Origin of the sequence: Vibrio sp. 1167 (assembly GCF_033340375.1) — a bacterium.
GTDB lineage: Bacteria > Pseudomonadota > Gammaproteobacteria > Enterobacterales > Vibrionaceae > Vibrio > Vibrio alginolyticus.
Map to the genome: position 1 here is coordinate 1 of NZ_JAWOWK010000015.1, position 18,628 is coordinate 18,628.

General features: G+C 44.3%; 15 protein-coding genes, 1 tRNA gene and 2 pseudogenes. 12 read left to right on the forward strand and 6 right to left on the reverse strand.

The window, feature by feature from the left end:
• Positions 1-107 precede the first annotated feature (107 nt).
• The 4 genes from R7Z78_RS21105 to R7Z78_RS21120 all read left to right on the forward strand — a co-directional run bounded on the left by R7Z78_RS21105 (position 108) and on the right by R7Z78_RS21120 (position 2,474).
• Positions 108-184 (forward strand) — tRNA-Trp (locus R7Z78_RS21105).
• 476 nt (positions 185-660) lie between these two features.
• The gene (locus tag R7Z78_RS21110; RefSeq protein ID WP_104975873.1) at positions 661-993 is read left to right on the forward strand and encodes a DUF1904 domain-containing protein; all 333 of its coding nucleotides are present in this window, start codon (positions 661-663) and stop codon (positions 991-993) included.
• Positions 994-1,005: 12 nt separating this feature from the next.
• Entirely contained in the window at positions 1,006-1,842 is an 837-nt protein-coding gene (gene mepA, locus R7Z78_RS21115; RefSeq protein ID WP_017633932.1) for a penicillin-insensitive murein endopeptidase, read from the forward strand.
• A 323-nt stretch (positions 1,843-2,165) separates the two neighbouring features.
• Complete coding sequence (locus R7Z78_RS21120; RefSeq protein ID WP_005381765.1) at positions 2,166-2,474, forward strand: hypothetical protein; 309 nt, start codon at positions 2,166-2,168, stop codon at positions 2,472-2,474.
• A 42-nt stretch (positions 2,475-2,516) separates the two neighbouring features.
• Here the strand turns inward: R7Z78_RS21120 and R7Z78_RS21125 are convergent, their stop codons facing one another.
• From R7Z78_RS21125 to rdgC, 3 genes are all read right to left on the reverse strand, one after another.
• On the reverse strand, positions 2,517-2,771 hold the full coding sequence (locus R7Z78_RS21125; RefSeq protein WP_005381763.1) for a YfhL family 4Fe-4S dicluster ferredoxin: 255 nt from the start codon (positions 2,769-2,771) through the stop codon (positions 2,517-2,519).
• 2 nt (positions 2,772-2,773) lie between these two features.
• The gene (gene yegQ, locus R7Z78_RS21130) at positions 2,774-4,174 is read right to left on the reverse strand and encodes a tRNA 5-hydroxyuridine modification protein YegQ (protein WP_005381754.1); all 1,401 of its coding nucleotides are present in this window, start codon (positions 4,172-4,174) and stop codon (positions 2,774-2,776) included.
• 165 nt (positions 4,175-4,339) lie between these two features.
• Positions 4,340-5,254, reverse strand: a complete 915-nt coding sequence (rdgC, locus tag R7Z78_RS21135; protein WP_005381753.1) for a recombination-associated protein RdgC — start codon at positions 5,252-5,254, stop codon at positions 4,340-4,342.
• 224 nt (positions 5,255-5,478) lie between these two features.
• Here rdgC and phoB point away from each other — a divergent pair, with 224 nt between their 5' ends.
• From phoB to R7Z78_RS21150, 3 genes are read left to right on the forward strand one after another with little or no spacing between them, the layout of a single operon-like run.
• The gene (gene phoB, locus R7Z78_RS21140; RefSeq protein ID WP_104975874.1) at positions 5,479-6,168 is read left to right on the forward strand and encodes a phosphate regulon transcriptional regulator PhoB; all 690 of its coding nucleotides are present in this window, start codon (positions 5,479-5,481) and stop codon (positions 6,166-6,168) included.
• A 40-nt stretch (positions 6,169-6,208) separates the two neighbouring features.
• Positions 6,209-7,507 (forward strand): phosphate regulon sensor histidine kinase PhoR, encoded by a 1,299-nt coding sequence (phoR, locus tag R7Z78_RS21145; protein WP_005383667.1) that lies wholly within the window; start codon positions 6,209-6,211, stop codon positions 7,505-7,507.
• On the forward strand, positions 7,507-8,466 hold the full coding sequence (locus R7Z78_RS21150; RefSeq protein ID WP_104975875.1) for a PstS family phosphate ABC transporter substrate-binding protein: 960 nt from the start codon (positions 7,507-7,509) through the stop codon (positions 8,464-8,466). Before phoR ends, R7Z78_RS21150 begins: the two co-directional genes overlap by 1 nt.
• 34 nt (positions 8,467-8,500) lie before the next feature.
• Here the strand turns inward: R7Z78_RS21150 and ppx are convergent, their stop codons facing one another.
• Both ppx and ppk1 read right to left on the reverse strand, forming a co-directional pair.
• Complete coding sequence (gene ppx, locus R7Z78_RS21155; RefSeq protein ID WP_005381749.1) at positions 8,501-10,006, reverse strand: exopolyphosphatase; 1,506 nt, start codon at positions 10,004-10,006, stop codon at positions 8,501-8,503.
• Positions 9,990-12,080: a polyphosphate kinase 1 gene (ppk1, locus tag R7Z78_RS21160; RefSeq protein ID WP_005381748.1), complete on the reverse strand. Its 2,091-nt coding sequence runs from the start codon at positions 12,078-12,080 to the stop codon at positions 9,990-9,992. The genes ppx and ppk1 overlap by 17 nt, the downstream gene beginning before the upstream one ends.
• Before the next feature lie 207 nt (positions 12,081-12,287).
• Here ppk1 and R7Z78_RS21165 point away from each other — a divergent pair, with 207 nt between their 5' ends.
• The 5 genes and pseudogenes from R7Z78_RS21165 to phoU all read left to right on the forward strand — a co-directional run bounded on the left by R7Z78_RS21165 (position 12,288) and on the right by phoU (position 17,746).
• On the forward strand, positions 12,288-14,492 hold the full coding sequence (locus tag R7Z78_RS21165; protein WP_005381747.1) for an ABC transporter permease subunit: 2,205 nt from the start codon (positions 12,288-12,290) through the stop codon (positions 14,490-14,492).
• Between the two features lie 30 nt (positions 14,493-14,522).
• Positions 14,523-14,754, forward strand: a pseudogene (locus R7Z78_RS25050) (phosphate ABC transporter, permease protein PstA); the annotation flags it as partial.
• Positions 14,755-14,819: 65 nt separating this feature from the next.
• Positions 14,820-16,196, forward strand: a pseudogene (gene pstA, locus R7Z78_RS21170) (phosphate ABC transporter permease PstA); the annotation flags it as partial.
• 2 nt (positions 16,197-16,198) lie between these two features.
• Positions 16,199-17,017, forward strand: coding sequence for a phosphate ABC transporter ATP-binding protein PstB (gene pstB, locus R7Z78_RS21175; protein WP_005381745.1), 819 nt, complete (start codon positions 16,199-16,201; stop codon positions 17,015-17,017).
• Positions 17,018-17,047: 30 nt separating this feature from the next.
• On the forward strand, positions 17,048-17,746 hold the full coding sequence (gene phoU / locus R7Z78_RS21180; RefSeq protein ID WP_005381744.1) for a phosphate signaling complex protein PhoU: 699 nt from the start codon (positions 17,048-17,050) through the stop codon (positions 17,744-17,746).
• Between the two features lie 62 nt (positions 17,747-17,808).
• On the opposite strand, the gene ppk2 is transcribed toward phoU, so the two are convergent.
• The gene (gene ppk2, locus R7Z78_RS21185) at positions 17,809-18,585 is read right to left on the reverse strand and encodes a polyphosphate kinase 2 (protein ID WP_005381743.1); all 777 of its coding nucleotides are present in this window, start codon (positions 18,583-18,585) and stop codon (positions 17,809-17,811) included.
• Positions 18,586-18,628: the final 43 nt, after the last annotated feature.

Below are 18,628 nucleotides of genomic sequence, written 5' to 3' on the forward strand. Positions count from 1 at the left end.
GGTAGTTCAGTTGGTTAGAATACCGGCCTGTCACGCCGGGGGTCGCGGGTTCGAGTCCCGTCCACTCCGCCACTTATTTGAGCGTCGTCTCAATAAACACGAATTACAGGGGTGTAGCTCCAATTGGCAGAGCAGCGGATTCCAAATCCGCGTGTTGGGAGTTCGAATCTCTCCACCCCTGCCATACTCTAAAGCCTCAGCAGTAATGCTGGGGCTTTTTTGCATCTGAAGAAAAGAGAAGCTGACTAGTTGGAAGAGTTGTCGATTCCTCTGGTACCAAAGTATCGGGGGGATTGAAAGCTCATATCTCCGGGATATTGGTCCACTTCACCTATCCCCCATGTTCATAAGCTCTGGCTTAGGTCAGGGGCTCTTTTATTCCTAACGTATAGTTTCGACGTCAGGTGTATGTTTATCCAACGAATATGGCATACCTTTGCTTCAGATAGTTTTATTTTCTAGTAATGTAATTATTAAATGTTGATGTATCGCTTTGCTCTTTCTGTTTTACCTTCGAATTTTCATAACGCTTTTTCTTCGTTATCGAGCACATCTGATTCACAATCTATTGAAAGGTCAGTGGTTACATTGGCTTGGATGATTACTGACTTGGTTCCTGTTATCATCATGCATTGATGCTAATAATTAGGAAGTAAGTTTATGCCACATTTTCGATTCCGTGCTGTAGAGCCACAAGCTGTTCAGGCATTATCAAAACCCCTTACGGATGAACTTCAGCCTCTAATGGACTGTCCGCGTGAGGATTTTACTTTTGAGTATATCTACACTACGTTTTTCAATGAGGGTGAGGTGAGTGCTGCATATCCTTTTGTCGAAGTGCTTTGGTTCGACCGTGGCCAGGTAGTGCAAGATGAAGTTGCCAAGCTTATTACGCAACAAGTGCGCGCTATCGCTGGTGCCGATATTGATGTTGCAGTTATCTTTTCCGCCTTATCTCCTAAAGCTTATTACGATAATGGCGAACACTACTAAAGGTTAAAGGCTATGAGGCTGAGTTTCATTGTAACTTTGGGTTTATGTTTCTCAGCTTCAGTATGTTCTACTCCTTGGGAGTCTGCGGTTAATCCTACCCGAAACTCTTCCTCCTCTATTGGTAGTTATGCTAACGGTTGTTTAGATGGTGCATTACCCTTGCCTCTCGATGGCGTTGGTTATCAAGTCTTACGTAGTAAAACGAAGCGCTACTATGGGCACCCTAAAACGATAGAGTTTATTGAAAATCTGGCGCTTAAAGCTCATCAAAATCTCAACACCACTCTGTTGATTGGTGATTTGTCTTTACCTAGAGGTGGAAGGTTCTCCTCTGGTCATTCTAGTCATCAAACCGGGTTAGATATCGATATCTGGTTAAGGCTTGCTGACCAACCGCTTTCTTATAACGAATTACAACTTCCTAAGCCCATGAGTGTGGTGGATTTAAAAGGTTATTCCATACTTAATCATCGCTGGGAAGAACGGCACTTTAAGCTAATTCGGTACGCTTCAAAAAGTAAGGATGTTGCACGAATTTTTGTACATCCTGTTATTAAGGAGCAACTTTGCTTGCAAGAAAACGGCAAAGATCGTTCTTGGTTACGTAAAGTACGTCCATGGTGGGGGCATCATTACCACTTTCACGTCAGGTTGTCTTGTCCTGATTCGAGCGACTATTGTGTTGATCAAGCACCACCTCCAGTAGGCGATGGCTGCGGTGTTGAGCTCGCAAGTTGGGCCCCGAAAGCGAAACCTATTGATACCCCTCCACGGGTAAAAACAACCTCTAAGCCCAAACGAAAAAAAGTCGTTCCACCTCAATGCTTGCCGCTTATCAATCCTAATTAGTGTTACTCTCCAGGTTTATCTGTACTTGGTGATCTCTTTTATGAAACTGGAGAAACATCATACTTTTGTCTACATTGAATAATACCAATACAAAAACTAACCCAATTAGTTTTGGGGACATATTATAGAAATCTAAATTAAACAAAGAGTTGTAGTATGGGTAAGTTGTAACTTCTTTGTTTAGAAAAAGATCTTTCGTCACGATACTCTGGTTTCTTAGCAATATGTCTGTCAGTTGGCTAAAAAGCGATAACAACGCAGACAAGTGTGTTAGGCAGGGATATGCCCTTTTCCTGTTAGAAGAGTAAATCAAGGACAAAACCATGACTATGATTTGTGCAAAAGAATTTGCAGAGTGGTTAAGACACAGATTTAGCAGTGATACTAAAGGAGTCTCTTTGACTCGAGAGGATGTGAATCACCTGACTGGGCGTCAACGCCTTGATCCGGGTTTTGTTAATGATGTGCATTATGAGCTGATGCAATATGGGATGGCTTTCGTTACTGATACGAGCCGAGAAAACTTTTATTTAATACCTGTTTCTCAAGCGGAAAATTGGCGTGAGAGACTAGAGTATCATTTTGAAAAAGAGCTGTTCTGCAATATTATCCCTATTGAAAAATCAGGTTGAGAAAAGGTTCAACTTTGATGCCAAAGTTGAACCTAATTGCTCTTATGCTAACCCTTGAATAATCACGAATTTTTCAAGCAACTGCTCTTCAGTTTCGACATGGTTCGGATCAGTGATTATGCATTTTGTAATTGGACACACTGACTGACAGGTCGGCTTTTCGTAATGCCCCTTACACTCTGTACATAGCGCTGGATCAATTTCGAAAATGCTCTCTCCCATACTGATTGCCCCATTGGGGCATTCGGGATCACACATGTCGCAGTTAATGCATTTATCAGTAATGAGCAAGGCCATGGTTACTTACCAGTCGGGTTACGGGTGTCCTGCCCTGAGTTTAGATTACGCATTAATAGGCCATATTCTAAATCTAGCTCTGCTGGTACTGGAATGAATACAAAGTGACCGTTTCCTTTCGCGTCTTCAATAGACTCTGACTTGCGGTTTTCCATTGCCTCTAGCGTGAAAACAATATTGCCTTTTGGCGTCATTAGTTCAAGGCTATCACCGACAAGAAACTTATTTTTTACTTCTACTTCAGCCATGTCACCACGACGTTTGCCAGTGAATTCACCAACAAACTGTTGAGCATCAGAGACTGAGTAACCGTAATCGTAGTTTTGGTAAGTATCGTGTGTATGACGGCGTAGGAAGCCTTCAGTGTAGCCACGGTGAGCTAGGCTTTCTAGTGTACCCATTAGGCTTTCATCGAATGGTCGACCTGCTACAGCATCATCAATTGCTTTACGATAAACTTGAGCGGTACGTGCGCAGTAGTAGAACGATTTAGTACGACCTTCAATTTTCAATGAGTGAACACCCATCTTAGTTAAGCGTTCAACGTGCTGAACCGCTCGTAGGTCTTTAGAGTTCATGATGTAAGTACCATGCTCGTCTTCGTAAGCTGCCATTTTTTCTTCTGGACGGTGTGCTTCAGAAAGTAGAACGACTTCATCTGTTGGTTTGCCGCGACCAATTGTGGTTTCAGGACGCTCGTCTTGTACTTCGACAGGCTGTGCTTCCGTCGGGTCGAATTTCTCTACGATGTCACCAGCGTCGTTTTCTTTACCCTCTTCAACTTTGTATTCCCAGCGGCATGCGTTAGTGCAAGTGCCTTGGTTAGGGTCACGTTTGTTGATATAGCCAGAAAGTAGGCAACGACCAGAATAAGCCATGCATAATGCACCGTGAACGAATACTTCAAGTTCAGTTTCAGGGCAATGCTCACGAATTTCTTCGATTTCTTCTAGAGATAGCTCGCGAGAAACGATCACACGTTCCACGCCATTCGCTGCCCAGAACTTAACGGTCGCCCAGTTTACAGCGTTCGCTTGTACAGAAAGGTGAATTGGCATTTCTGGGAAAGCTTCACGAACCATCATAATTAGGCCTGGATCTGACATGATCAATGCGTCAGGACCCATCTCTACGATTGGCTTAAGATCACGGATGAACGTTTTTAGCTTCGAGTTGTGTGGTTGAATGTTACATACCACATAAAGCTTTTTGCCTAGGGCGTGGGCTTCATCGATACCGATTTTTAGGTTCTCGTGGTTAAACTCGTTGTTACGTACGCGAAGGCTGTAGCGAGGTTGGCCAGCGTAAACTGCATCTGCCCCGTAGGCGAATGCGTAACGCATGTTTTTCAGGCTGCCCGCTGGAGATAGTAGCTCAGGCACGAATGCTTTCTCAGTTGTCATTGCTCAATTCTCTTTTATCTGATCACAAGTCAGGCCAATTCCACCTAATGGAAATGGGGCGCAAATTTTACGTCAAAATGTGAACTGTGACTAGGGTAATTGTGCTTCAGATAGAAAAACGCCCTCAAAAAAAGTGAGGGCGTTATGGTTAACCTTTATACAAAATTAAGCGTTAGGATTCGGTAAGCCGCCTAGCGCATCGTATAGGTTGGGAAGGAAAGCACTGAACTCTCCACACATTAGAGAGAAGTCTGCATCAAATCGAGCTGCTTGATCTTCACGTGGAATATCATCGTTTTGATCTTTCAATTCATCAGAGAATTTTAGACGTTTGATGCCTGCATCTTCCGTCATAATGAACTCAATACGATCTTGCCAATTAAGCGCAAGTTTCGTCACGACTTTATCCGCAGCGATGTGGTTGCGGATTTCATCAGTGGTTAGCTCTTGCTTCTTACAGCGAATCACACCACCTTCTTCAAGTACGGATTTTAGCTCAGCTTCGTCCATCATGCTGATACCTTGAGGTGTGTCACCGCTTTTCACCCACTCGGTTAGCGTAGTTTCAATCGCCACTTCTGGAATAGCAGGAACAACAGGTAGACTACCCATGGTTTTACGAAGCAATGCTAATACATCTTCTGCTTTTTTATAGCTGCTTGCATCAACAAGGATAAAACCTTCTTTTGGCATGATGAGCACGTGAGTGTGGCTGCTGCGGCTGAATGCGCGCGGCAGTAAATCCATTACGATGTCATCTTTCAGGTTGTCTTTCTCTTTCTTCTTCAGAGGACGACCTTCTTGCGCTTCCATTGCTTCCACTTTTGCATTCAATGATTCTTTGATCACAGAGGCAGGTAGCATTTTCTCTTCTTTCTTGGCGCAAATCAGAATGCGGTTTTCTGACACGTGAGTCATCATATCGCCATGTCTACCCATTGCACTGACCCAGCCAAATTTCTGTTTGTCTTGACTGCCACACGGGGTGAATCGGAATTCAGACAGCTGAGTTTCTAGTTGTTCGGCGTTAAAAGTAACCTCGCGGTTAACGCGGTATACCAGACAGTTTTTAAACCACATAAATCTTCTCTAGGCTTGATGACAAGGGACTAATCATAGGGAATTTTTGTGCTGATGTCTTAATAGAAATGAAAAATATCCGAATGAACCTCAAAAGAAAGTTATATGAAAATTTGTTTTCAAAGGTCACAAAAGTGTCATAATTGGTAGTGATAATGCTTATGCATAGAGAGGCGCTTTGTCTCTTAAATTCATTAGCTCAACGAACATAAGGTTACTCAATTATGTCTAGAAGGATTCTGGTTGTTGAAGACGAAGCTCCTATTCGCGAAATGCTGTGCTTCGTACTTGAGCAAAAAGGTTACCAAGCGGTAGAAGCGGAAGATTACGATACTGCAGTAACCAAACTGTCTGAACCCTTCCCTGATTTAGTTTTACTGGATTGGATGTTACCAGGCGGTAGTGGCATTAACTTCATCAAACATATGAAGCGAGAGGAATTAACGCGCAACATTCCAGTTGTGATGCTTACCGCTCGTGGTGAAGAAGAAGATAAAGTGCGCGGTTTAGAAGTCGGTGCGGATGACTACATTACCAAGCCATTCTCTCCTAAAGAGTTGGTTGCACGCCTAAAAGCGGTGATTCGTCGCGTTACCCCTACTGCACTAGAAGATGTAATTGATGTACAGGGATTGAAGCTTGACCCTGTATCGCACCGTGTTACGGCTAATGATGCGCCATTAGACATGGGCCCAACAGAATTTAAGATGCTTCATTTTTTCATGACGCATCAAGAACGCGTATACAGCCGTGAGCAGCTATTAAACAATGTTTGGGGCACCAACGTGTATGTCGAAGACCGTACAGTCGATGTTCATATTCGCCGTCTGCGTAAAGCATTGGAAGCTGCAGGGCATGATAAGCTGATCCAAACTGTTCGTGGTGCTGGATACCGCTTCTCGACGAAGGCATAAATTAACACGCAGCTTATCGGTACCATTTCTGGAGTTATGAGTGGTTGAAAGATTAACGTGGAAAAAGCTGGCCTGGGAGCTGGCTTTTTTTTACACCCCATGGGTGATAGTAGGTTGGATATTCGGTTATATGCCGTGGTTGCTTTTGGCAGCTACGGCATTGCAGCTTGTGTGGCATTTGCATAACCAAGTACGTTTATCTTCTTGGTTATGGGATGAAAAACGCCTCACGCCACCATCTGGTAGCGGTAACTGGGAATCTTTGTTCAATGGGTTGTATCGCTTACAACAGCGCCAACGCCGCAAACGAAAAGAGCTTACTAATCTTATTCGTCGATTCCGAAATGGTGCAGAATCGCTACCCGATGCGGTAGTGGTATTCCGTGCTGAAGGCAATATTGTTTGGTGCAACAAGCTGGCTCAGCACTTACTGGGCTTCCATTGGCCAGAAGATTCAGGTCAACCTATCTCCAATCTCATTCGTACACCTGATTTTATCAAGTACCTCAACAAGAAAGACTTTTCAGAGCCATTAGAAATGCGTTCACCACTCAATGTCGAACGCATGCTAGAACTACGTATCGTACCGTATACCGAAGGTGAACATTTGATGGTGGTGCGTGATGTTAGCCAGTTAAAACAACTTGAGGGAATGCGTCGCAACTTCTTTGCCAACGTATCTCATGAACTGCGTACACCAATGACGGTGCTACAAGGTTATCTTGAGATGACAGAAGACCCTGATATGGTCGTGGGTCCAATGTGGAGCAAAGCTCATGGTGTCATGACGGAGCAGCTTAACCGCATGAACAGTTTGGTGAACCAACTACTGACACTATCTAAAATTGAAGCGGCACCTATGCATGAGCTTGAGGAAGTCGTGAATGTGCCCGCGATGCTTGAAGTGTTAGAAAAAGAGGCGGTTAGCCTTAGTGGGGACAACCAACATAAATTGAAATTTGATGTTGATGCAAGCCTACGCGTGTTGGGCGATGATGACCAGTTACGTAGTGCTATCTCTAACCTCGTTTATAACGCCGTCAAATACACACCACCTGGTGCGAACATTAATGTTCGTTGGTTCCAGACCTCTCAAGGCGCATGCTTAGAGGTGGAAGATAGCGGTGATGGTATTGAACCTCAGCACCTACACCGACTTACCGAGCGTTTTTATCGAGTGGATAAAGCAAGATCACGTGATACTGGTGGAAGTGGTTTAGGGCTAGCCATTGTAAAACACGCGCTGAGTCACCATGACTCTCATTTAGAAATTCACAGTGAAGTAGGTGTGGGCAGTAAGTTTTCTTTCGTATTGCCTGAGCGTTTGGTGGTGAAATAATGGCTTTACGATTAGCAAAAACATTCAGTTTATTCGCGCTTGTTTGTTCTTTTATGGCTGCCGCTCAAGATAAACCATTGCCGAGTTATCATAAAACGACGGGGATTGTCGGGAACTTGCTCTCTGTTGGCTCCGATACACTTGCGGGTATGACAACGCTTTGGGTTGAAGAGTTTAAATCCATTTACCCGAATATTAATGCGCAAGTCCAAGCGTCTGGCTCTTCTACTGCCCCTCCAGCATTGACCGAACAAACAGCTCAGTTTGGTCCCATGAGTCGCCCTATGCGTTTAAGAGAGATAGAAGCGTTTGAACGTGAACATGGCTACAAGCCAACGGCGCTTAGGGTAGCCATCGATGCAATCGGTATTTTTGTTCATCAAGATAATCCAATTCAAGGTCTTAACTTTAGTCAATTAGATGCTTTGTTTTCTGCCACGCTACGCTGTGGCGAAAGTCAATTTGTAACAAACTGGCAGCAACTCGGTCTTGAATCACAGTGGGCAAAGCGAAACGTACAGTTGTTTGGTCGTAACTCCGTTTCTGGAACTTATGGTTACTTCAAAAGTAATGCCTTGTGTGGCGGCGATTTCAAGACTCGAGTTAACGAGCAGCCAGGCTCCGCGTCAGTAGTGCAAGCTGTAGCGTCAACCATCAGTGGAATTGGTTATTCCGGTGTTGGTTATCGAGTGGCAGGCGTGCGCTTAGTCCCTGTGGCTAAAATGGGAAATGACTACGTGACTCCAACGCGAGAACATATTGTTAGTGGTAAGTACCCACTATCACGTTACTTATATGTTTACGTGAATAAGCACCCTGATTACCCATTAACACCAATTGAAGCTGAGTTTATTCGCTTTGTCTTTTCTGCTCAGGGACAAGCGTTGGTTGAGAAAGATGGTTATGTGCCCATTACGGCAGACTTTGCAGAAGAAGAGTTAAAAAAAGTCGGCCTGTAAGCCGACTTTTTATTTAGGTATGGACAGTACGAGATCAGAAAGTGAGTGTCCACTTCGCGCTGTCCCAACGTTCTTGTTCTTCCTGTAAATCCGCGTGAAGTAATTTATTGTTTTCTAGCCATGCTTCATCTGTGCATGTGAGAATCCATTCGTCATTTTTGATAGATAAGGTGATATCAGGCAATGGATCTTCATTACGCTGCCCATTTAATACGATAGAAAGTCGTAATATTTTGATGAGGCTTATAACGTCACTCTGTTTATAGAGGTTGAAATCTGGTAGTTCTTGCAATTTGAGCGCTTTACGCTGGAAGCGAGCTAATGTTGCAAGCACTAATTGCTGCTCACGGTTGAAGCCTTGTAGGGTGGAGTGCAACAGAATATAAAAAGAGTGGCGATGGAAACTACGCAAGTTAATACTTAATCCGACTTCATGAAGCAACGCTGCCCACTCTAGTAAGTCAAATAACTCACTCTTTTTCTTAATGCCTAGTTCAGAGCGTACCTGACATAACATCTCACGTGCATGCCCCTTAACACGAGCGGCATGCTCTAAGTCGACCCGGTGCTTGTTGGCTAAATTTTCTGTGGTGCGCATGCGAATATCGGAGCGCGCAAAACGCTCTTCCATTTCGTACAACAGGCCTTCGCGCAGAGCACCATCGGAGAAAAACATCTGCTCAATGCGAAGCGCTTTGAAAATCGCGGACAAAATCGCTACGCCTGCTGCGAATACGGGTTTACGTTCTTCTGTTAGACCAGTCAGTTCAATATCTTCAATTGAATCAAATTTACACAGAGTTTCGATAAGTGTATCCAGTCGACTCGCTGTGATCAGGCCATCTTCAAAACCTAATCCTACTAGCACTTCTTGAATCGCTTTGATGGTTCCTGATGAGCCGAGAGCAATATCCCAGCCCTTTTTACGATATGTTGAGGCGATGGACTCGAGTTTTTGTTCGGCCGCTAACATCGCCTTACTGAAGTTTTTGCCTGACAGTTTGCCGTTTTTAAAGTATTGCTCTGTAAAACTGACGCATCCCATCTGTTTACTGTTGAGAAGCTCAGGCTCAAATTCTTGTCCAATAATCATCTCGGTACTGCCACCTCCGATATCGATGACTAGTTTGGAGTTGGATTCTACTTGAGTGTGCGCGACACCTAAGTAAATCAGGCGGGCTTCTTCTTCTCCAGGGATAATTTCTATTGGGAAAGGCATCACTTCTTTTGCACGCTCGATGAAAAGGTGGGCATTTTTAGCGCGTCTTAGTGTGTGTGTGGCGGCGATACGTACATTTGACTCATCAAGCCCTTGCAACCTTTCAGCGAACATGGCTAAGCATTCTAGCGCACGCTCCATTGCGGCGTGACTTAAGTTCAATTCACTGTCGAGTCCTGATGCTAAGCGAACACGTTGTTTATGACGACTAACCAGTTGTAGGTCACTGCCAACAACTTTGGCCACCACCATATGGAAACTGTTTGAGCCGAGGTCTATCGCGGCAATGTAGCGAGTATCTTGTTCAAGTATTTGAGGCATCTGAATTTTGTTTTCTAGTTTGCTTTTCTATATTTTTAAGATAGTCATAGATAGCGATTTGAGAGCGAACTTTTTTGCGATTACCTCGTGGTACGTAAGCGTTACTCATTTCTTTATCTATTAAACGAGCCTTTACTGTATCGGTAAAATGGATATTCGTTATATCAATAATTCTCTGTTTCAAACGTGGATCACGGACTGGTACTGCTACCTCGATACGGTGATCAATATTTCTTGTCATCCAGTCTGCGGAGGAGATATAAACTTGCGGATCGCCATCATTGTGGGTGATCACCACGCGAGGGTGCTCAAGAAAGCGGTCAACAATACTGATGATGCGAATATTGTCGCTGATCCCCTCAATGCCCGGTACTAATGAGCACATACCTCGAATGATCATGTTTATTTTTACACCGGAAGTACTTGCTCCATAAAGCTTATTGACGATGCCTTTATCGACTAGGTTATTGACCTTGATCGTAAGAGCGGCTTTTTTCCCTAGCTTGGCATTCGCAATTTCATTATCAATTAAGCGGTAGATTTGGGTTCGAGAATTACGAGGAGATACCATAAGGTGATTGAACTTCACTGGTCGGTATGGATTCTCAATGTAACCGAAGACATTACGGACTTCATTAGTAATTTCTTGATCTGCCGTAAGTAGGGAGAAGTCGGTATAAATTCGTGCCGTCTTCTCATGGAAGTTGCCTGTGCCGATGTGTGCGTAACGAATAATTTCTTCACCTTCGCGGCGGCTAATCATCAATAGCTTTGAGTGAATCTTAAGGCCAGGCGCACCAAAGATGACGTGCACACCCGCTTCGGTTAATACTTTTGACCATTCGATATTGGCTTCTTCATCAAAGCGAGCTTGCAGTTCGACGACCACAGTGACATTTTTGCCGTTGTGCACCGCATCAATTAAAGAGTTCATCAAGCGAGAATCTTTCGCGACGCGATAAATGTTAATCTTGATACTAAGTACTTTGGGATCGAAGGAGGCTTGGCGCACTAACTCACTAATGTGGTCAAAAGTGTGGTAGGGATAATAGAGCAGAATATCTTTCGCTTTAATCGCGTCAAAGCTGTTGGCATAACCTTCGAAATCGGCACATTTCATTGGCGGGAGAGGTTTATTTTCAAGATATTCTCGTCCAACATTTGGAAAGCCGATGAAGTCTTTAAAGTTGTGATAGCGTCCGCCGGGGATAAGGTTATCGTAGTTAGAGATATTAAGTTTGTTACACAGAAACTCTAACATTTGAGGCGGCATATCGCGTTCGTAGACGAAGCGAACGGGCTTTGCTGTCAGTCGCTGATTGACACCCTCTGACATTTGTTCAAGCAAGCTGTACTCGATTTCATTGCGTAAATCGTATTCAGCGTCACGCGTCATTTTCATCGCATAGCCGCTAAGCTCATCATAATCAAAAAAGCCTTTGAACAGCTCGTCCAAACAGTGGCGGATAATATTATCAAGTAAGATGATGGTTTTTCGACGCTTTCCTTTCTGTTCTGGTACCATCACAAAGCGGGGAAGGTGATCGGTCGGAATTTCGATCAGAGCGTACTGGTAATGTTCTTCTTTACGCAGTTCTACGGCGATGTAAGCGTACTCGTCTTTGAGAAATTGCAGAACATCGATCTCGTCTTTCATTAGGAGGGGAGTGATATGCGGCATTACCTCTCTACGGAAGTATTTCGCGATCCACTTTTGTTGCGATTCATCCAGTTGTTGCTCGTTGACCAAGAAAATGCGACGTCGCGCCATTTCTCGAATCAACTCGCTGTAAAGCTCATCAAATTGTTCGTTAAGCTTTAGTGCTTTCGACTGCATTTTGGTTAACAGTCGTTTAGGGCTATCACTGCCACCGCGCTCTTGGCTGATTAGGATTCTGCGCTTCACGTCCGCAAAGCGTACTTTGTAAAATTCATCTAAATTGTTGGAAAAGATCCCAAGAAAGCGAATACGTTCGATCAAAGGGACGGTTTTATCGGCAGCTTCTTGTAATACTCGTTCGTTGAAAGACAACCAACTCAGTTCTTTTTCTATATATAGTTTTTCTGCGCTCATAACCTTACCTAGCCAAAAGTGAAGTATTACGTACTCATCTTGGAAAAATGGATGAGTGAGAACATTATGAGATTTTCATTACAGATTTATTTCATACCACGCATTGCATAAGAGTTGTATTCTTTTCAGGTGTTTAATGTGATCTGTAATATAATTGTCATCTTAACGACATATTCTAGTACTAAGTCAAAAAAGGTAGAGATTTAAATGGCACAAGCCGAGTTTTCATTGCAGGAAAAAGATAAGAAACGACTGATAAAAGATCGTTTAGTTCGACTTGCAGTGACATCTGGTGGTGTCGGCGTACTCGCGGCGCTTATTTTGATCTTTGTCTACCTCGCCATGGTGATCATTCCGCTTTTTTCTGATGCGGAGATCAAAACCAACCAAGCCATTCGAGCCACTCATATTGAAACACCACTTGCGATTTCAGTGGATGATTACGCTCAGCTCGCGTTCGTTCTAACCCAAAGTGGTGAGATTCAATATTTGTCGATGGACGATCCTACGAAACCTGCGGTGTATACACAGCAAATCGCCCAGAAACCCGTTGCTTTCTCTCAATCTGCTCCTGGGCTAGGTTGGTATGGATTTGTTGATGGGCAGGGTAAAGCGAACCTTTTCAAGCCAGAATTTAATGCTACATTGAGAGAAAATACACGTCCTCCGGAAGTGATTGAGCTAGACACCAGCATGGATCTGACACTAAGTACGCCTCAAGATCCTGTGACTCAGTTTGTATTTGCAGCTTCGACGCCCTTACCAACGGTTGTTTGGCAGACGCAAAGTGGTGAAGTGAAAGCTCGCTGGCAAGTGGCTTCGTCTTTGGGTACGTCTCCTACAACGATCGATTTTACGTTCTCTTCAGGCTTTAATACGCCTCAGCAAATGTTGTTGACACCTGACGGTGAAACGCTTTATTTGCGCGATGGCTCTGAGTTGATCGTGTTAAAGAAAACCGCACGTAAATTTGCTGTGCGAGAGGTGGTCGATCTCACTCAAGGTGATAAGAAGCATTCCGTTCGTACGATAGACTTATTGGCTGGTGCTTACTCGCTTTTGGTGACGCACAACGATGGTCGGGTGTCGCAATGGTTTGATACGCTGCAAGAAGAAAAACGCACGTTAACGCATATTCGTGATTTTAAATTGGCATCAGAGCTTAAGTATTTGTTGCCGGATTCTCATCGAAAAGGATTTTATAGCTTTTACACCAACGGCACGTTGCAAAGCCATTATACAACCAGTGAAAAACTGGTGTTGTTTAAGCGTGCGTACAATCAAGCGCCCGCAATCGCAGCAATGTCTAACAATGAACGCTACTTAATCACTTGGCAAAATAATGCGTTAAATGTTGCGGAAGTGGACAATGCCTATCCGGAAATTTCATTGTCTTCATTATGGCAAGAAGTGTGGTACGAAGGGTATCCTGAGCCTGAATTTGTGTGGCAATCGACTTCGGCGAGCGATAACTTTGAGGCTAAGTTCAGCCTAGTACCTATTGCGTTTGGAACGATAAAAGCGGCGATGTTTGCGATGCTGTTTTCAGTACCGCTCGCAGTGCTAGGTGCTATTTATACGGCTTACTTTATGTCGCCACGCATGCGTCGTGTAGTAAAACCGTCGATTGAGCTAATGGAAGCACTGCCGACGGTGATCATAGGTTTCCTCGCGGGATTGTGGTTCGCGCCTATTGTCGAAGATCATTTGATTACGATCGTCGTTATGCTGTTTGTTTTGCCCTTGAGCACCATGATTATGGGCGGGCTATGGGCATTAATACCGCAACCTTTGCGGAATCGTCTGCCTAATGGTTGGCATGCTTTAGTGCTCATGCCTGTCATATTGGTACTGATTGGGCTTGGAGTGTGGATTTCGCCTACGATTGAGCAGACGTTCTTTGGTGGCGATATGCGCTTATTCTTAACCGAGCATGGTATTGGTTACGATCAACGCAATGCATTGGTGGTGGGGTTAGCGATGGGGTTTGCTGTTATCCCGACGATTTTTACCATTGCCGAAGATGCCATTTTCTCTGTACCGAAGCATTTATCGGATGGCTCTTTGGCATTAGGGGCCACGCCTTGGCAAACTTTAATCTATGTTGTCTTGCTTACTGCAAGCCCAGGTATTTTTTCTGCCATTATGATGGGCCTGGGACGCGCTGTTGGCGAAACCATGATTGTATTAATGGCAACGGGCAATACGCCATTAATGGATTGGAATATTTTGGAAGGATTGCGCAGCCTGTCGGCGACCATCGCCGTTGAGTTGCCAGAGTCGGAAGTTGGAAGTTCGCATTATCGCCTGCTGTTCCTAGCTGCATTGATTTTATTTGTGTTTACGTTTGCAGTAAACGCGCTTGCGGAGTGGGTTCGTCAGAGACTGAGAGATAAGTACCGTGCGTTGTAATAATGGTTTGAATAAAGAGCGAGTAATAACGTGTTAAATTGGATTCGTTCTGGCGCACCGTGGATATGGCTAACAGGCGGTGCAGTCAGCATCAGTTTGTTGTCGGTATTAGGGTTGTTACTCCTTATCGGCTGGAAAGGCCTGACTTACTTTTGGCCAGCGCCCTTGTATCAGTGGAATGTTGCAGCGCTGACTCCTGTACAAGGTGAAGTGCTACATGAAAATACTATTCTGATTGGTCAAGTGTATGAGCGCAGCTTTGTACCGAAGAGTTATTTGCCTGAAAGCGCAGCACAACAGTTAGAAGACGATGAAGATTTTGCCACGCGACTCAACATCAAAATCGCTAACCGAGAGTTGTATCCCGCCGATTTTATCTCCGTATTGCAAATGCAGTTGGATGAGCCCACGACGCCAAAAGAGTGGGCGGTGATAGAGCGCAGTAGCGGTGGTTATTTCTTTGGTAAGCTGGTGGCGTTTCAAGATGGCGATAATATATACACCAGTGATATTCAATCGATACTAAATAAAAAGCTTGATGATGCAGAAACTCTGCGCCATGAGATTGATTCTTTGGTGGTCGATCAGCTTAAAGAGCTTGGTTGGAAGCTAGAGCAGTTGCGATTAGAAAAGCGCAAGCATGAATTGAATGACACGCTGACAGAAAGCTTCTTAAAGGAAAATCAGACGAAAAAAGAGCAGATAGAAAAAGCGCTTGCGACGTTAGATTTGCAACTTGATGGTTTACGACTTCAGCTCTCTGACTATGCCTTGATTGTCGAGGATATGACGGGGTCACAAGTATCGATTCCGCTCGAAGATATTTTGGACTACTGGTATCCAAACCAAATGTCACTGCCTGATAAAGTCATGCATTGGGGAAAACAGGTTTGGAAGTTTTTATCTGAAGATCCAAGAGAGTCTAACTCCGAAGGAGGCGTGTTCCCTGCGATATTTGGTACGGTTTTCTTAGTACTCATTATGTCGATCATTGTGATGCCACTTGGGGTGATCGCCGCTATCTATCTACATGAATACGCTAAGAATAACGCTCTAACCAGAGTGATTCGTATTGCAGTTATAAACCTAGCGGGTGTTCCATCGATTGTTTATGGCGTGTTTGGTTTAGGCTTCTTCGTTTATACGATAGGTGCCTCTATCGACAACGTATTCTATGCGGAGAAGCTACCGGCACCAACCTTTGGTACGCCGGGTTTGTTATGGTCTGCACTAACTCTTGCCGTGCTGACGCTTCCAGTTGTGATTGTGACTACTGAAGAAGGTTTAACTCGTATTCCGAGCTCAGTACGACATGGTTCTCTGGCGCTTGGTGCAACTCAGTTCGAAACACTATGGCGTGTGGTTTTACCTATGGCGACGCCAGCTATTATCACAGGTTTGATCCTTGCGATTGCACGTGCAGCTGGCGAAGTAGCGCCACTGATGCTGGTGGGGGTCGTGAAATTGGCATCCAGTTTACCGGTTGACGGACAATTCCCTTATGTGCATTTGGATAGAAAGTTCATGCATTTAGGTTTTCACATTTACGATGTTGGCTTTCAAACCTCCAACATCGAAGCGGCGCGACCATTAGTTTATGCTACCTCTTTCTTACTCGTGACAGTGATTGTCGGGCTAAACTTAACAGCAATCAGTATTCGCAATAATTTACGAGAAAAATACAGAACGTTAGGACAAGATTAAGTATGTTTAATTTTGATAGTACATTAGGTTATGAGCCACCATTGGATGTTCATAATTTAACGGATGAACAAACAGCCATCTCAATCGAGAACCTTAATCTGTTCTATGGTCAAACTCAGGCGCTGCATGATATTTCGATGCGAATTCCCAAAGGGCGAGTCACCGCTTTTATCGGTCCTTCAGGGTGTGGAAAGTCGACGTTATTACGTTGCATCAATCGCATGAACGACTTAGTGGAAGGGTGTCGAGTCACAGGTAAAGTGCGTCTCCACGGCAAGAATGTTTATCATCCTAATGTCGATGTTGCGACACTTCGACGCCGAGTGGGGATGGTGTTTCAAAGACCCAATCCATTTCCTAAGTCTATTTATGAAAACGTAGTTTATGGCTTACGCTTACAAGGTGTAAAAAACAGCCGCAGTTTAGATGACGCAGTGGAGCGATCCTTGCGCTCGGCGGCGTTGTGGGATGAGGTAAAAGACCGCTTGCATGAGAACGCATTTGGCTTATCTGGTGGTCAGCAACAGCGCTTGGTCATTGCACGTGCGGTGGCGATTGAGCCGGAAGTCCTGTTATTGGACGAGCCGACATCAGCGTTGGATCCAATCTCAACTTTAACTATTGAAGAGCTTATCAATGAGCTGAAGACTCAATATACTGTCGTTATCGTTACCCATAATATGCAACAAGCGGCGCGAGTGAGTGATCATACTGCATTCATTCATATGGGTAAGTTAATTGAATACTCTGACGCGGATTCGATCTTCACTTCGCCAATGAAGAAACAGACCGAAGATTACATTACGGGTCGCTACGGTTAAGTCGCGACTCTATACGGAATAAGGAACATCATGCACTTTGGACGTCATATTTCAGGACAATTTAACGTAGAGCTAGAATCGATTCGTACTCATGTATTAACCATGGGGGGCTTGGTAGAACAGCAGCTTTCGTATGCTATTCAAGCCTTGCATAAAGAAGACATCGAACTGGCGCGTAAGGTTGTGCGTGACGATCATAAAGTGAATGCGATGGAAGTCTCGATCGATGACGCCTGTACACGCATTATTGCTAAGCGTCAGCCAACGGCAAAAGACTTGCGCTTAATTATGGCTATCATCAAAACGATCACTGATTTAGAACGTATCGGTGACGTGGCGACACGTATTGCTTACGTTGCCATTGAAAGCCCATCATCAAAAGAACGACAATTCCAAGTGTCGTTAGAGCCTCTCTGCCGTCAGGCAATTAATATGCTGCATCAGGTTTTAGACGCGTTTGCCCGTATGGATGTAGAAGCGGCAGCAGAGGTGCACAAACAAGATGACAAACTAGACGCCGAGTATGAAGCGGTGATTCGTCAGTTGATGACTTACATGATGGAAGATCCAAAAAATATCCCTAATATTCTGCAAGTGATGTGGTCTGCACGCGCGATTGAACGCGTGGGGGACCGCTGCCAGAACATCTGTGAATACATTATTTACTTTGTGAAAGGGAAAGATGTACGCCACCTAGGTGATCAAAGTATTGATGACGTACTGAAGTAACTGACTTCAACAAATAGACCAGCTTTTAGGCTGGCCTATTTATTAGAGAGAAGGAAAGCACGTTAATATTTATCAGGAACGAAGGTCTGATCATCAATGGGCGCTCTGACGTAACCTTCTTTATTGAGTTCAGGTAATTCGATGGGTGAGTACTCAAGTGCTTTGTAATCAATCTGGCTTAGTAAATGACTGATACAGTTCAAGCGCGCTTTCTTTTTGTCATCTGAAGGGACGACCCACCAAGGGCAGTTTTTCGTGTCTGTATAGGCAAACATCTTATCTTTTGCTTCCGAATACTCCGCCCAGCGATGACGTGACTCTAAATCCATTGGGCTGAATTTCCAACGTTTGATCGGCGTATTAATTCGACCTAGAAAACGTTTTTCCTGCTCTTCGTCTGAAACCGAAAACCAATACTTAATCAGAATAATCCCAGAGCGTTGCAACATTCTCTCGAATTCAGGGCAAGAGCGTAAAAACTCCTCGTATTCGTCTGGAGTACAGAACCCCATGACTTTTTCGACACCTGCTCGGTTATACCAACTTCGGTCAAATAAAACGATTTCACCAGCAGATGGTAAATGAGCGACGTAACGTTGGAAGTACCATTGCGTTTTTTCTTTTTCGGTCGGTGCAGGCAGAGCCACTACGCGACAAACACGCGGGTTTAGCTTTTCTGTAATTCGCTTTATCACTCCGCCTTTGCCCGCAGCATCACGGCCTTCAAACAGAACAACCACTTTTAACCCTTTGTGTTTGACCCACTCTTGAAGTTTTACGAGCTCAACTTGAAGGTTTTTGAGCTCCTTTTCGTATTCCTTTTTCTTCAATTTAGACATACACCTTTCCTCACTCCTTGATAAACAATATGTTAGCACTCAA

What these genes read in the sequence shown, in the direction of transcription:
- ppk2 (WP_005381743.1), bottom strand. Translation starts at nt 18,585, where the DNA reads ATGTCTAAATTGAAGAAAAAGGAATACGAAAAGGAGCTCAAAAACCTT.
- yegQ (WP_005381754.1), bottom strand. Translation starts at nt 4,174, where the DNA reads ATGACAACTGAGAAAGCATTCGTGCCTGAGCTACTATCTCCAGCGGGC.
- ppk1 (WP_005381748.1), bottom strand. Translation starts at nt 12,080, where the DNA reads ATGAGCGCAGAAAAACTATATATAGAAAAAGAACTGAGTTGGTTGTCT.
- rdgC (WP_005381753.1), bottom strand. Translation starts at nt 5,254, where the DNA reads ATGTGGTTTAAAAACTGTCTGGTATACCGCGTTAACCGCGAGGTTACT.
- phoB (WP_104975874.1), top strand. Translation starts at nt 5,479, where the DNA reads ATGTCTAGAAGGATTCTGGTTGTTGAAGACGAAGCTCCTATTCGCGAA.
- phoU (WP_005381744.1), top strand. Translation starts at nt 17,048, where the DNA reads ATGCACTTTGGACGTCATATTTCAGGACAATTTAACGTAGAGCTAGAA.
- R7Z78_RS21150 (WP_104975875.1), top strand. Translation starts at nt 7,507, where the DNA reads ATGGCTTTACGATTAGCAAAAACATTCAGTTTATTCGCGCTTGTTTGT.
- pstB (WP_005381745.1), top strand. Translation starts at nt 16,199, where the DNA reads ATGTTTAATTTTGATAGTACATTAGGTTATGAGCCACCATTGGATGTT.
- mepA (WP_017633932.1), top strand. Translation starts at nt 1,006, where the DNA reads ATGAGGCTGAGTTTCATTGTAACTTTGGGTTTATGTTTCTCAGCTTCA.
- R7Z78_RS21110 (WP_104975873.1), top strand. Translation starts at nt 661, where the DNA reads ATGCCACATTTTCGATTCCGTGCTGTAGAGCCACAAGCTGTTCAGGCA.
- R7Z78_RS21165 (WP_005381747.1), top strand. Translation starts at nt 12,288, where the DNA reads ATGGCACAAGCCGAGTTTTCATTGCAGGAAAAAGATAAGAAACGACTG.
- R7Z78_RS21125 (WP_005381763.1), bottom strand. Translation starts at nt 2,771, where the DNA reads ATGGCCTTGCTCATTACTGATAAATGCATTAACTGCGACATGTGTGAT.
- ppx (WP_005381749.1), bottom strand. Translation starts at nt 10,006, where the DNA reads ATGCCTCAAATACTTGAACAAGATACTCGCTACATTGCCGCGATAGAC.
- R7Z78_RS21120 (WP_005381765.1), top strand. Translation starts at nt 2,166, where the DNA reads ATGACTATGATTTGTGCAAAAGAATTTGCAGAGTGGTTAAGACACAGA.